This is a genomic window from Enterobacter cloacae complex sp. 309I3 (assembly GCF_050031595.1).
GTDB classification, from domain to species: Bacteria; Pseudomonadota; Gammaproteobacteria; order Enterobacterales; family Enterobacteriaceae; genus Enterobacter; species Enterobacter cloacae.
Map to the genome: position 1 here is coordinate 2,579,685 of NZ_JBLGWI010000001.1, position 12,260 is coordinate 2,591,944.

General features: G+C 55.0%; 13 protein-coding genes. 5 read left to right on the forward strand and 8 right to left on the reverse strand.

The window, feature by feature from the left end; genetic code table 11:
* Positions 1–58 precede the first annotated feature (58 nt).
* From patD to ACQG22_RS12205, 7 genes are all read right to left on the reverse strand, one after another.
* A complete protein-coding gene (patD, locus tag ACQG22_RS12175; protein WP_369706458.1) occupies positions 59–1,483 on the reverse strand; it encodes an aminobutyraldehyde dehydrogenase in 1,425 nt (474 codons plus the stop codon).
* A gap of 24 nt (positions 1,484–1,507) precedes the next feature.
* Positions 1,508–2,314: an ABC transporter permease gene (locus ACQG22_RS12180; RefSeq protein WP_029882932.1), complete on the reverse strand. Its 807-nt coding sequence runs from the start codon at positions 2,312–2,314 to the stop codon at positions 1,508–1,510.
* Positions 2,304–3,248, reverse strand: coding sequence for an ABC transporter permease (locus tag ACQG22_RS12185; protein WP_013096475.1), 945 nt, complete (start codon positions 3,246–3,248; stop codon positions 2,304–2,306). The genes ACQG22_RS12180 and ACQG22_RS12185 overlap by 11 nt, the downstream gene beginning before the upstream one ends.
* A gap of 1 nt (position 3,249) precedes the next feature.
* The gene (locus tag ACQG22_RS12190) at positions 3,250–4,263 is read right to left on the reverse strand and encodes an ABC transporter ATP-binding protein (RefSeq protein ID WP_048972263.1); all 1,014 of its coding nucleotides are present in this window, start codon (positions 4,261–4,263) and stop codon (positions 3,250–3,252) included.
* 17 nt (positions 4,264–4,280) lie between these two features.
* Positions 4,281–5,426 carry a putative ABC transporter substrate-binding protein YdcS gene (gene ydcS / locus ACQG22_RS12195; RefSeq protein ID WP_048972261.1) on the reverse strand — a complete coding sequence of 382 codons (1,146 nt, stop codon included), beginning with the start codon at positions 5,424–5,426 and terminating at the stop codon, positions 4,281–4,283.
* A 273-nt stretch (positions 5,427–5,699) separates the two neighbouring features.
* Positions 5,700–7,109: a PLP-dependent aminotransferase family protein gene (locus ACQG22_RS12200; protein WP_023621162.1), complete on the reverse strand. Its 1,410-nt coding sequence runs from the start codon at positions 7,107–7,109 to the stop codon at positions 5,700–5,702.
* Between the two features lie 82 nt (positions 7,110–7,191).
* Complete coding sequence (locus ACQG22_RS12205; RefSeq protein ID WP_020689184.1) at positions 7,192–7,380, reverse strand: hypothetical protein; 189 nt, start codon at positions 7,378–7,380, stop codon at positions 7,192–7,194.
* Positions 7,381–7,772: 392 nt separating this feature from the next.
* Between ACQG22_RS12205 and ACQG22_RS12210 the strand changes: the two genes are divergently transcribed.
* The 4 genes from ACQG22_RS12210 (at position 7,773) to hslJ (ending at position 10,876) form a co-directional block, all read left to right on the forward strand.
* Positions 7,773–9,173, forward strand: coding sequence for a cytochrome ubiquinol oxidase subunit I (locus tag ACQG22_RS12210; protein WP_048972259.1), 1,401 nt, complete (start codon positions 7,773–7,775; stop codon positions 9,171–9,173).
* Positions 9,173–10,183, forward strand: coding sequence for a cytochrome d ubiquinol oxidase subunit II (gene cydB, locus ACQG22_RS12215; protein ID WP_048972258.1), 1,011 nt, complete (start codon positions 9,173–9,175; stop codon positions 10,181–10,183). The genes ACQG22_RS12210 and cydB overlap by 1 nt, the downstream gene beginning before the upstream one ends.
* Entirely contained in the window at positions 10,183–10,311 is a 129-nt protein-coding gene (locus ACQG22_RS12220) for a DUF2474 domain-containing protein (protein ID WP_013096467.1), read from the forward strand. The genes cydB and ACQG22_RS12220 overlap by 1 nt, the downstream gene beginning before the upstream one ends.
* Before the next feature lie 127 nt (positions 10,312–10,438).
* Positions 10,439–10,876, forward strand: coding sequence for a heat shock protein HslJ (gene hslJ, locus ACQG22_RS12225; RefSeq protein WP_048972257.1), 438 nt, complete (start codon positions 10,439–10,441; stop codon positions 10,874–10,876).
* Here hslJ and ACQG22_RS12230 read toward each other — a convergent pair whose 3' ends face one another.
* A complete protein-coding gene (locus ACQG22_RS12230) occupies positions 10,877–11,143 on the reverse strand; it encodes a putative hemolysin (RefSeq protein ID WP_013096465.1) in 267 nt (88 codons plus the stop codon).
* Between the two features lie 208 nt (positions 11,144–11,351).
* Between ACQG22_RS12230 and ACQG22_RS12235 the strand changes: the two genes are divergently transcribed.
* Positions 11,352–12,236, forward strand: coding sequence for a hypothetical protein (locus tag ACQG22_RS12235; RefSeq protein WP_048972255.1), 885 nt, complete (start codon positions 11,352–11,354; stop codon positions 12,234–12,236).
* The last annotated feature ends 24 nt before the right edge of the window (positions 12,237–12,260 follow it).

The window sequence follows — 12,260 nt, forward strand, 5'->3', positions numbered from 1 at the left end:
GTCCACAAGCAAGCGACTGCAATATATTTTCAATATATTACAGCCACTTAGCTGCATATTAGTGTTTTATCATCACATGGCGGACAACGGTATAATCCTCAAGCCCATATACCGACATATCTTTCCCATAACCGGATAACTTCATGCCGCCGTGTGGCATTTCGCTTACCAGCATAAAATGGGTATTCACCCAGGTGCAGCCATATTGCAGACGCGCACTCAGCCGGTGAGCGCGCCCCACATCCCGGGTCCAGACGGACGAGGCCAGGCCATATTGTGAATCGTTAGCCCAGGCCAGCACCTGGTCTTCGTCGTCAAATTCGGTGACGCTCACCACCGGGCCAAAGACTTCACGTTGCACAATGGCATCTTCCTGTTTTGCGCCGGCCAGCAGGGTTGGCTGAAAGTAGTAACCCGCCCCCTCTTTTTTACTGCCACCCGTCACCACGCGAATATGGCTGAGCGCTTTGGCCTCCTCCACAGCCTGACAGACGCGCGACAAATGCGCTTGCGAGCTCAGTGGCCCCAGTTCGGTAGAGGCCTCTTCCGGCGCCCCTATTTTCAGGCTGGCCACCGCTGCGCCCAGTTTTTCCACCAGCGCAGCATAAATGCCCTTCTGGGCATAAATCCGGCAGGCCGCAGTGCAGTCCTGCCCGGCATTGTAGAAACCAAACGTCCGCACGCCCTCGACGACCGCATCCAGATCGGCGTCATCAAAGACGATAACCGGTGCCTTGCCGCCCAGCTCCATGTGGGTACGTTTTATGGATGAGGCGGTATGGCCAATGATGTGCTCCCCGGTAGCAATTGAGCCGGTGAGTGACACCATGCGCACTTTCTCATGCCCGGTCAGCGGATCGCCTACCGTTTTTCCGCGCCCGAACAGCACGTTCAGCACGCCAGCCGGGAAAATATCCTTCGCCAGTTCGGCCAGTTTTAAGGCGGTCAGCGGCGTAATCTCAGAAGGCTTGATGACCACGCAGTTCCCGGCGGCCAGCGCAGGTGCCAGCTTCCACGCCGCCATCATTAGCGGGTAGTTCCAGGGGGCGATGGAGGCGACAACCCCGACCGGATCGCGGCGGATCATCGAGGTATGGCCGTCCAGATACTCACCCGCCGCCAGTCCGTTCAGGCAGCGGGCCGCGCCAGCAAAGAACCGAAACACATCGACCACCGCGGGGATCTCATCGCCCAGCGCGCAGTGCAGCGGCTTACCGCAGTTCAGGGATTCGAGTCTGGCAAACTCGTCGGCATGCGCTTCAAAAACGTCAGCCAGTTTCAGCAGGCATTCGGCACGCGTTTTGGGCGTGGTTTGCCCCCACTGTGCGAACGCCCGATCGGCTGCCTGCACGGCCGCGTCGACCTGCGCGGCAGATGCTTCAGCAATCTCCAGCAGAACCTCTCCGGTGGCAGGGTTATAGACCGGCTGTTTTTCCCCCTCGCCGCTCACCAGTTCACCATTAATCAGCAGTCGTTTTTGCATAGCATTGTCCCGTTGAAATCAATGTTATTTCCCGCTCCCGGCGCTGTTCTCGCCGTCGCGGGTTAGCCACCAGGCTCCCAGAATGGGGAAGGTTGTCACCAGCATCACCAGCAGTGCGACCACGTTGGTGACCGGCACGTCACGCGGACGTCCGAGCTGGTTAAGCAACCACAGCGGTAACGTGCGCTCGTGTCCCGCGGTAAAGGTTGTGACGATAATTTCGTCAAACGACAGAGCAAACGCCAGCATGCCCCCGGCCAGCAGCGCCGACCCAAGATTGGGCAGGACCACGTAACGGAAGGTTTGCCAGCCATCGGCCCCTAAATCCATCGATGCTTCAACCAGGCTCCAGGAGGTGCGTCGGAACCGGGCAATCACATTGTTAAACACCACCACCACGCAGAACGTGGCGTGCCCGACAACGATGGTAAAAAAACCAGGCTCCAGATTGATGGTTTTGAAAGCGGTCAGCAGCGCCAGACCGGTGATGATGCCCGGCAGCGCTATCGGTAACAGCAGCAACAGCGAAATGGCGTTTTTGCCAAAAAACGCGCTACGCCACAGCGCCGCTGCAGCAAGCGTGCCAAGTACCAGGGCAATAGCCGTCGCTAACGTCGCAATTTTAAGTGACAACGTCACGGAATCGATGATGTCGCCACGCCCCGCCGCCACGCTAAACCACTTCAACGTCAGCCCCTGCGGCGGGAAGCTGAAGGCCGCGTCCTCAGTATTAAAAGCGTAGATGGCAATAATCAGCAGGGGGAAATGGAGGAAGATCACCCCGCCCCAGGCGGCCACTTTCAGGAACAACGGTGCGCGTTCAGAGTGCATCGAATGCTCCCAGACGTTTCACGAACGCCAGATAAAGCGAGATAAGCACAATCGGCACCAGGGTGAAGGCGGCAGCCATGGGCATATTGCCGATGGCCCCCTGCTGGGCATAGACCATATTGCCAATGAAATAGCCCGGCGGCCCTACCAGCTGTGGCACGATAAAATCACCGAGCGTCAGAGAGAAGGTAAATATCGAGCCCGCCGCGATACCCGGGATCGCCAGCGGCAGAACAACATAACGAAAGGTCTGACGCGGACGCGCGCCGAGATCGGCAGAGGCCTGCAACAACGAGGCAGGCAGCCGTTCCAGCGCCGCCTGCACGGGTAGGATCATAAACGGCAGCCAGATGTAGACAAAGACCAGAAACCGCCCCAGCCCGGAGGTCGATAACGTGTTCCCGCCAATCGCCGGGAGCGTCAGAACAGAGACCAGAATCGGCTCCAGCCCCAGATGGCTGAGAAACCACTGCGCCACGCCATCTTTCGCCAGCAGTAGCGTCCACGCGTACGCTTTGACGATATAGCTCGCCCACATCGGCAGCATAACGGCAATATAGAAGAACGCTTTCCATTTGCCGCTGGTGTAACGCGCCATGTACCAGGCCATCGGGAAGGCCAGAATGGCGCTGGCGAGGGTGACCGCAATCGCCATCACCAGCGTACGGATAATAATGTCGTAGTTTGCCGGGTTAAAAAGTGCCTGAATGTTCGCCAGCGTCAGGTCCGGCGTAACCGACATGGTGAAGTCATCAAAGGTATAAAAGCCCTGCCACAGTAGCGTAAGGAGCGATCCCAGATAGACGATGCCAAACCACATCAGCGGTGCCAGCAGAAGCAGGAATATCCCCAGCGACGGTTTGCGCCAGAAGTGCGCGGTCATGCGGCTTAGGGTACCGCGCGGTGCGGGAGGATGTAAGACGCTCATCGCCATTTCACCCTTCCTCATGCAGGCGGATCATGGCGTCGCGCGACCATGACGCCAGCACCGCCTGCCCCGGCTCAACGCCGGTGTGCAGTGTGTCCGCGCTGAGATTGGCCTGGCTCACCAGCAGTTTTGCCCCCCCGGCAAGTTTCAGCTCCAGGCGCGTTGCCGCACCCTGATACTGGACAGCCTGAACCACGCCTTCAACCTGAACCTCACCGCTCTCATTGAGTCGGATATGTTCCGGTCGAAGCGAATAAGCACCCTCCATGCCGCACACTTTCTGCGCCAGTGCCGCATCGAAAACGTTCGAGGTGCCGACAAAACTGGCCACGAACGGCGTACGCGGCCGCATGTATAGCTCACGCGGGGTATCCACCTGCTCAATGCGTCCGTTGTTGAAAACGGCGACCCGGTCGGACATTGACAGGGCTTCCCCCTGATCGTGGGTCACAAAAATAAAGGTGATCCCGAGTGCCTGTTGAAGTTTTTTCAGCTCGACCTGCATCTGTTCACGCAGTTTCAGATCGAGCGCCCCCAGCGGTTCATCCAGCAACAGCACGCGGGGTTCATTGACCAGCGCACGCGCAATGGCAACGCGCTGACGCTGGCCGCCAGAAAGCTGCGACGGCTTGCGCGCAATGGCAAAGCTCAGCCCGACCTTTTCCAGCGCCTCCTGCGCCAGTGCATGGCGTTTTTTCTTGTCGATGCCTTTGACCATCAGCCCGTAAGCGACGTTATCGATAATCGACATATGCGGAAACAGCGCGTAGTCCTGGAACACCGTATTGACGTCCCGCTCCCACGGAGGAAGCTCACTCGCTTCTTTACCGAAGATTGTGATCGCCCCGCCGGAGAGTTGTTCAAAACCGGCGATCAGCCGCAGGCAGGTGGTTTTGCCGGAGCCCGACGGCCCCAGCATGGAGAAAAACTCCCCGTCACGAATGGCAATGCTCACCCCATCCACCGCCCGTACGTCGCCGTACAGACGGGAAACGTCATTAAACTCTACCGCGTACGTCATGTTCTGCTCCCGGATGATTAACGGCCACCCATGATGGCGATGTAATCCTGCGTCCAGCGGCTGTAAGGCACATATTTGCCGCCTTCGGCGATCGGGGTTTTCCAGAACTTGATTTTGTCAAAGGCGTCGTAACCGTTGGTTACACAGCCTTTCTCACCCAGCAGCGTACTGGCCTTACACCCTTGCGCCACCACCGGCAGAGAGCCAAACCACGCCGCCAGATCGCCCTGCACTTTTGGCGTCAGCGACCAGTTCATCCATTTGTAAGCACACATCGGGTGTTTTGCCTGCGCGTGAAGCATAGTGGTGTCTGCCCAGCCCGTGACGCCCTCTTTCGGGAAGACGGTCGCGATCGGCTGGTTTTCGGCTTTCAGGGCATTCGCCTGGTATGGCCAGGCGCTGGACGCCACCACGCCTTCATTCTTAAAGTCGCTCATCTGTACGGTGGTGTCATGCCAGTAGCGGTGGATCAGGGCGTGCTGATCGCGTAGCACTTTCAGAACCGCAGCGTACTGTTCTTCCGTCAACTGGTAGGGGTCGTTAATACCCAACTGGGGTTGAGTGGCCTTCACAAACAGCGCCGCATCGGCAATGTAAATCGGACCATCATAGGCCTGCACGCGGCCCTGGTTGGTTTTACCGTCAGGTAAGTCCTGTTTTACAAACACCACGCTCCAGCTGTCCGGCGGTGTCGGGAAGGTTTTGGTGTTGTACATCAGCAGGTTTGGCCCCCACTGATACGGCGTGCCGTAGACATTGCCGCCCACGTTAAACCACTCACCTTTAACGAGACGCGGGTCGAGGGTTTTCCAGTTGGGGATGAGTTCCGGGTTAATCGGCTGAACGCGTTTTCCCATAATCAGACGGAGCGACGCATCTCCGGACGCGGTGACCAGGTCATACCCACCTTTCGCCATCAGGCTCACCATCTCGTCCGACGTGGCGGCGGTTTTAACGTTTACCGCACAGCCGGTCTCTTTTTCAAACTGGGTTACCCAGTCATAGTTTTTATCCGTTTGTCCCCGCTCGATGTAACCCGGCCAGGCAATAATATCCAGCCGACCCTCTCCGTCGCCAATCGCTTTCGGTGGCTCGGCGGCTTGCGCGGTCATTATGGCCATACCAAGCGCACACAGGCTGCTGCGGGCAAATTTTTTGCTCATAAACATTACTCCAGTCGCAATGAAAATTTAGCGGCAGCCGTGCCGTAAAAATATCTCCCTCATTAAACGTAGACCGCGCAAATGCCCCGCACCGTGCGGCTTAAGGAAATTTCATCAAGGTGTGACCGAGGGCGCATTCCCCGTTAACTGGATTATAGACAAGGGGTTAGGCGTGAGAGGTGGTATGCAGATTTCGTATGATGCGACGCGGCAAAATGGTCGCCGCGGCGGCAAATAGATAAGCAATGATTATTTAGCGAGAGACCGGAATCGTTATTTCAACATGCTGCTGATTAATTTCCCTAACTGAATAACGGCTTGCTCTTCCCGCTCCCCCCATGCCCAGGAGGTATTAAAACGGAAAAAAGGTGTCCAGACATCAGAGGTGGAAAACATCTTACCTGGGGCAATACTGATGTGATGGCGTAACGCCTGTTCGCTTAACAGCCCTGCATCCAGCTGTGCCGGAAGCTCCAGCCACAAAAAGTAGCCGCTGTCGTTATGATGGATTTTGACGCCCGGCGGCATATGGCGCAAAAGTGACTGCCACGCCTGCTGTTTACGCTCGGCCAGCGTGCGTCGCAGGCGGCGAAGATGGGCGTCGTAGCGTTTGGTCGCGAGGTAATCCACCAGCGCCAGCTGCATCGGGGAGCTGGTAGAGAGCGTGCTCATCAGCTGAAGCTGCTGAATGCGCCGCGCATGTTTACCCGCCGCTACCCAGCCGATGCGAAAACCGGCCACCAGACATTTCGAAAACGAGGAGCAGTGCAGCGTCATGTCCTGACGATCCCATGCTTTCGCCGGGAGCGGCTTTTCACGGCCAAAATAGAGCTCGCTGTAGACATCATCTTCAATCAGCGTGACGTTGTGCCTCGTCAGCAACGCCACAAGCTGCGCTTTTTTCTCCAGGCTGAGCGTAAAGCCAAGCGGATTTTGACTGTTGGTCATTATCCAGCAGGCCTTGACCGGGTAGTCATTCAGCGCCTGTTCAAGCGCATTGAGATCGATTCCCTCGCGCACGTCCGTGGCAATCGACAGGGCCTTCAACTTCAGGCGTTCCAGCGCCTGCAGCGCGCCGTAGAAACAGGGGTTTTCGACAATCACCCAGTCCCCCGGCTCGGTCACCGCCTGGAGACTCAAGTTCAGCGCTTCGAGCGCGCCTGCGGTGATCACGATCTCCTCCGGTGAGATGTTCATCCCCTGCTGTGCATAGCGGCGGGCAATGGCGTGGCGCAAATCGACATTACCCGGCGGCAGGTTTTCAATCACGCTCATCGCCGTCGCGGTTTTGCTGACGTTTGCCAGCGAGCGGTTGAGTTGCTGAAGCGGGAAAAGACGCGGGTCGGGAAAAGCGGAAGCGAAAGGAACAACCGACGGGTCGCGGCTGGCCTGCAGAACGTCGAAGATATAGGTGTTGATGTCCACCGCTTCGTCGCGCATGACCTGTGCAGGTGGCGCTGGCTGTTGTGCGGTCGGGCGCGAGGCAACGTAATAGCCCGACTGCGGTCTGGCGACAATGCGCCCCTGACTTTCCAGCATCTGATACGCGTGGCCCACGGTCATAAAACTCATGCCGCTGCTCGCCACCTGCTCTCGCAGAGAAGGCAGCTTATCGCCCGGCAACCATACGCCAAGCTCAATCTGCGAGATAATTTGTTGCGCCAGACGCTGGTATTTTTTCATCAGATTCTCCTTAATGCCGACAGTGTATATCAGCAGGAGAAAAAGAGAAGATTTTGCTAACTGTTATGGTTTATGAAATGAATTACTTACGGTACTCGGTCACATGATTGTGTGCGAGACGCGCCGCGGCCAGATGGTCGAGCGTAATCATTGGCGATTTGCAAAAGATGCATTTTGCGCCGAAGGGATTTTTCTCAGACACATCAAAGGCTGAAGTACGGTACTGCGAGCCATGACAGCATGGGCAGCGAAAATGGATATAAGAAGTCATAGGATTCTCCTGTAAACGTAAAAACGTAAATTACTCATGAGCCGATCAGGCGATAATGGTTTGAAACAAAACTAATCGGAATGTAGATAAAGACCCAAGAGAGGCTGCGGAGAGGCACAACGTGATGAGAACTGCTTTATAAAACTACGTCAGATATTTATTTGGACTCAAAACCAGAAGACCATTAACGCACGGTGCTGAGGACAAAGCAAGCGGTTTAATGCATAAAATTCATTAAAAAAATATTTTTATGCCCTACAAGGAAGTATATCAGATGGCAAAAGTGTGAACTTTTTGCCAACTGTTATGGTTAAATTTCGCGTTTCTGCGTCTGATAGTCCGATCTGCACCTCTGTACCATAACAGCACACCGTTTGACATTGAGGCTGTGCATGTTTGGTTTAGATGCTTTTCACCTTGCACGGATACAGTTTGCCTTTACCGTATCCTTCCACATTATTTTCCCGGCAATCACTATCGGCCTGGCAAGCTATCTTGCTGTGCTTGAAGGGCTGTGGCTGAAAACAAAAAATCCGGTCTGGCGATCGCTGTACCACTTCTGGTCCAGGATTTTTGCCGTTAACTTTGGCATGGGCGTGGTCTCCGGGCTGGTGATGGCGTATCAGTTTGGCACTAACTGGAGTGGATTTTCGCAGTTTGCGGGCAGCATTACCGGCCCACTTCTGACCTATGAAGTGCTAACCGCCTTTTTCCTTGAGGCCGGATTCCTCGGCGTGATGCTGTTCGGCTGGAATAAAGTCGGACCTGGGCTGCACTTCTTCGCCACCTGTATGGTAGCGCTGGGGACAATTATCTCCACCTTCTGGATCCTCTCCTCCAACAGCTGGATGCAGACCCCACAGGGCTATGAGATCGTCAACGGGCAGGTCGTTCCGGTAGACTGGTTTGCCGTGGTCTTTAACCCCTCCTTCCCTTATCGTCTGCTGCATATGTCGATAGCCGCCTTCCTCAGTAGCGCCCTGTTTGTTGGCGCATCGGCGGCATGGCATCTGCTGCGCGGAAACAATACGCCTGCCATCCGCGCTATGTTTTCTATGGCGCTGTGGATGACCCTGATTGTGGCCCCCATCCAGGCAATGGTCGGTGATATGCACGGGCTGAACACCTTAAAGCATCAGCCTGCCAAAATCGCCGCCATTGAGGGGCACTGGGAAAACCCACCGGGGGAACCTACCCCGCTACTGCTGTTTGGCTGGCCGGATATGGAACTGGAGCGCACCCGTTTTGGCCTGGAGATCCCCGCTCTTGGCAGCCTTATCCTGACGCACAGTCTGGATAAACAGGTTCCGGCGCTCAAGGAGTTCCCGAAGGAAGATCGTCCAAATTCCACCATTGTCTTCTGGTCGTTCCGCATTATGGCGGGCTTAGGCATGCTGATGCTGCTGCTCGGCGTGGTGGCGCTTTGGTTGCGCTATAAAAAGTGCGTTTACACCTCGCGCCCCTTCCTGTGGTTTGCCCTGCTGATGGGGCCTTCAGGGTTGATCGCCATACTGGCCGGATGGGTGACCACCGAAGTAGGACGCCAGCCGTGGGTCGTCTATGGGCTTCAACGTACCCGGGATGCGGTGTCCGCCCATGGCGATCTGCATATGAGCGTCAGTTTGCTGGCTTTCTTCGTCGTTTACACTTCGGTCTTCGGCGTCGGTTACAGCTATATGGTGCGCCTGATTAAAAAAGGACCTCAGCCTCACGAATCGTTCGCCACCGAGGCCGATGGACGTCCGGCACGCCCGCTTTCCGCAGTTACCACTGGCAATAAGGAGCAGCCATAATGGGTATCGATCTTTCCATTATCTGGTTTGTCATCATCGTCTTCGCGACGCTGATGTATATCGTGATGGACGGTTTTGATCTGGGGATCGGCATTCTGTGCCCGATGACGCAAAACCCGGACGATCGCGATGTGATGGTCAACAGCGTCGCCCCGGTCTGGGACGGGAATGAAACCTGGCTGGTGCTGGGTGGTGCTGCCCTCTTCGGTGCCTTTCCGCTGGCCTACGCGGTGATTATCGATGCCCTCACCATTCCGCTGACATTAATGCTGATCGGTCTTATTTTTCGTGGCGTGGCGTTTGAGTTTCGTTTTAAAGCAACGCCAGCGCACCGTCCGTTCTGGGATAAAGCCTTTATTGGCGGTTCACTTCTGGCGACGTTTACCCAGGGCATCACGGTGGGTGCCGTCATAAACGGGTTTGCCGTCACCGGGCGTGCCTATACCGGCGGTCCCTTTGACTGGTTTACCGCGTTTAACCTGTTCTGTGGCGCGGGTCTGGTGGTGGCCTATGCGCTGCTGGGCGCCACCTGGCTGGTGATGAAAAGTGAAAATGCCCTGCAACAGCGGATGCGCGAAGTTTCTAAAACGCTCTTAATTGTGCTGCTGGCCGTTATCGCGGCGATTAGTCTCTGGACCCCGCTGGCGCACCCGGCCATCGCCGCGCGCTGGTTTACGCTGCCGAACCTGTTTTACCTGTTGCCGGTTCCGGCTCTGGTCGTCCTGCTGAGTCTGTATCTGTGGCGCTGCCTGAATAATCGGCAAAGCCATAACCGGCCATTTATCCTGACGCTGGGGCTTATTTTTCTCGGCTTTAGCGGGCTTGGGATCAGCATCTGGCCGCATATTATTCCACCGTCGATCACCCTCTGGCAGGCGGCCGCGCCGACACAAAGTCAGGGCTTTATGCTGGTAGGTGCGTTGTTGATCATTCCCGTGATTCTGGTCTACACCTTCTGGAGTTATTACGTATTTCGCGGAAAAGTACATCATGGGGAGGGTTATCACTGATGCAACAGCCTGTCTGGAAACGATTGCTGTGGCTGGCCATTATCTGGGGCGGCAGCGTACTGGCGCTGGCAGCTGTCAGTATGTTCTTCCGCATGCTGATGACGGCCGCCGGGTTTAAATCTCACTGATCTTGTCCCGGGCAACCGCTGCGTTGCCCGGTCTTCTTCCCGCACTTTCAGATAAACCCCATTAACGCACGCCAGCGTATCGTTACACTGGTAAATGATTCACAGTATTTATAGTTCGAGAAGAAAAATGAAAAAACTCATTGCGTTAAGTGTTATCAGTCTTGTCCTCTCCGGCTGCGTTAATCCGGGTAAAGCGTCTGTTCAGCCGGAGCAGCTTAAGAACCACCGCTTTGTGCTGGAAAATGTGGACGGGAAAGCCGTGAAGGCCACGACAACGCAACCTGAGATCAGTTTTAGCGCGTTGCCCGAGATCAGCCTGGTTAATAACATCAGCATTTCCGGCGTGATGTGTAACCGCTTCAACGGACAGGGAAAATTGTCCGAAGGGGAACTTAAGGTTAAAGGGCTGGCGATGACGCGCAAACTCTGTACCGAACCACAATTGAACGAGCTGGATCAGGCCATCGGCGACATGCTGCGCAAAGGAGCACAGGTCGACCTGACTGAAGACCAGTTAACGCTGGCGACAGCCGACAAAACGCTGATGTTTAAACGCGCTGAATAATCAGTAGCTACCGCATGATCCAACGGCAAGCGACTGTTCACTGCAGCGTTTGCCGTTTGGCAAGGCGCACATCCCGATCGCAGAGCCATCGAGCTGGCGGGCAACAGACAGTGAGCCACCAATCATCGCGCAGTTGGCTTGTCCAGAACTGGACATCGCGGCTTTCATTCCCGGCGTCACGTGTGCCGCCGTGGCCTGCTGAACAGGTTCGTTACTACAGGCCGACAGCAATAACGCGGCACACCCTACCCAAAACGCTGAACGCATGCTCTCTCTCCCCCATGAATAATGCGAAACCTATGCATAATAGGCATCACATCCCGTGCCGTCGAGAGCGGAAGTGCGTATTTATGCGCTGCTGAAACAATTTCTCGCAATTTTTTTGGATATTGTTGAACCTGAAGCTGTTGGCAGTATATTACTGCTTTGCTCTTTGGGATTACGTTAACAGGCTGGTTCATAAGGATAATAATCAATGCCGATTTACAATAAGTCGTTTTGCGTAGCCGTACTCGCGCTGTGTTCTTTTCATGCCCGGGCTGAGCAGTGCTCACCCGAAAGCGTAAACAAAAATAAAACCAATAATTTCATCCTACTGCAACAGCAAATTAATGGAGCAATACCTAAAACGATTGAAACCAGGATTGAGAGTCCGGACGGTTACATCCGTACAACAATAAATGCGAGTTACAACCGCTGTGGCGAACTTCTTGGCGGCAGTATGCTGGAGGTAAAAACAGCAACCTATCCTCAATCTGTTCTTGTGATTACCAGTGCGATAAAACTCAGTAAAGCGGATTACGGCTGGCGCATCCTTGTCGATGGCAAAGGCATCGGAACGGACAAGCGCAACCAAAAATCGACACTGTTATTCCGTCATAATGTTGAAGGTATGTATTTGCTAAACAAAAAAGGGATTATCAGTAAAGCAGTTAACCGCGGCATCATTACTGCCACAACTCCGGGGGAGAAAGATCGAACCAGCATGGGCACCATTCTGTATACCTTCAATACAACAGGGGCTCTTACCCGTTCAGAAAACAAAAGTAACCTGGCGATTGAGAATTACCGCACGGAGTACGAGTACGACACGCATCATCGCCTGACAAAAAGGTACACACCTAACGTCGTGGATGAGTATGTTTACGATGATGCAGGTCGCCAGCTGACCTGGACGAACACCGAGACCTATTACACTATCGAAAAAACGGTGAATACCTGTAAGGAATGGGACACTAACGGGGAATGTATCCAGGCGGATATCGACATCACTATCTCCTCACCAGATAACGACAAAGGCAAGGCTTTTGAGTACAAACATAAAGCAGCCATGACAGCGACTTATGAATACTGGAACTGAATTGTTTAAGATTTAGAAGGGTTT

Excerpts from the sequence above, each read along its gene's own strand:
- patD (WP_369706458.1), bottom strand. The coding sequence starts at position 1,483 with ATGCAAAAACGACTGCTGATTAATGGTGAACTGGTGAGCGGCGAGGGG.
- ACQG22_RS12180 (WP_029882932.1), bottom strand. The coding sequence starts at position 2,314 with ATGCACTCTGAACGCGCACCGTTGTTCCTGAAAGTGGCCGCCTGGGGC.
- ACQG22_RS12185 (WP_013096475.1), bottom strand. The coding sequence starts at position 3,248 with ATGGCGATGAGCGTCTTACATCCTCCCGCACCGCGCGGTACCCTAAGC.
- ACQG22_RS12190 (WP_048972263.1), bottom strand. The coding sequence starts at position 4,263 with ATGACGTACGCGGTAGAGTTTAATGACGTTTCCCGTCTGTACGGCGAC.
- ydcS (WP_048972261.1), bottom strand. The coding sequence starts at position 5,426 with ATGAGCAAAAAATTTGCCCGCAGCAGCCTGTGTGCGCTTGGTATGGCC.
- ACQG22_RS12200 (WP_023621162.1), bottom strand. The coding sequence starts at position 7,109 with ATGAAAAAATACCAGCGTCTGGCGCAACAAATTATCTCGCAGATTGAG.
- ACQG22_RS12205 (WP_020689184.1), bottom strand. The coding sequence starts at position 7,380 with ATGACTTCTTATATCCATTTTCGCTGCCCATGCTGTCATGGCTCGCAG.
- ACQG22_RS12210 (WP_048972259.1), top strand. The coding sequence starts at position 7,773 with ATGTTTGGTTTAGATGCTTTTCACCTTGCACGGATACAGTTTGCCTTT.
- cydB (WP_048972258.1), top strand. The coding sequence starts at position 9,173 with ATGGGTATCGATCTTTCCATTATCTGGTTTGTCATCATCGTCTTCGCG.
- ACQG22_RS12220 (WP_013096467.1), top strand. The coding sequence starts at position 10,183 with ATGCAACAGCCTGTCTGGAAACGATTGCTGTGGCTGGCCATTATCTGG.
- hslJ (WP_048972257.1), top strand. The coding sequence starts at position 10,439 with ATGAAAAAACTCATTGCGTTAAGTGTTATCAGTCTTGTCCTCTCCGGC.
- ACQG22_RS12230 (WP_013096465.1), bottom strand. The coding sequence starts at position 11,143 with ATGCGTTCAGCGTTTTGGGTAGGGTGTGCCGCGTTATTGCTGTCGGCC.
- ACQG22_RS12235 (WP_048972255.1), top strand. The coding sequence starts at position 11,352 with ATGCCGATTTACAATAAGTCGTTTTGCGTAGCCGTACTCGCGCTGTGT.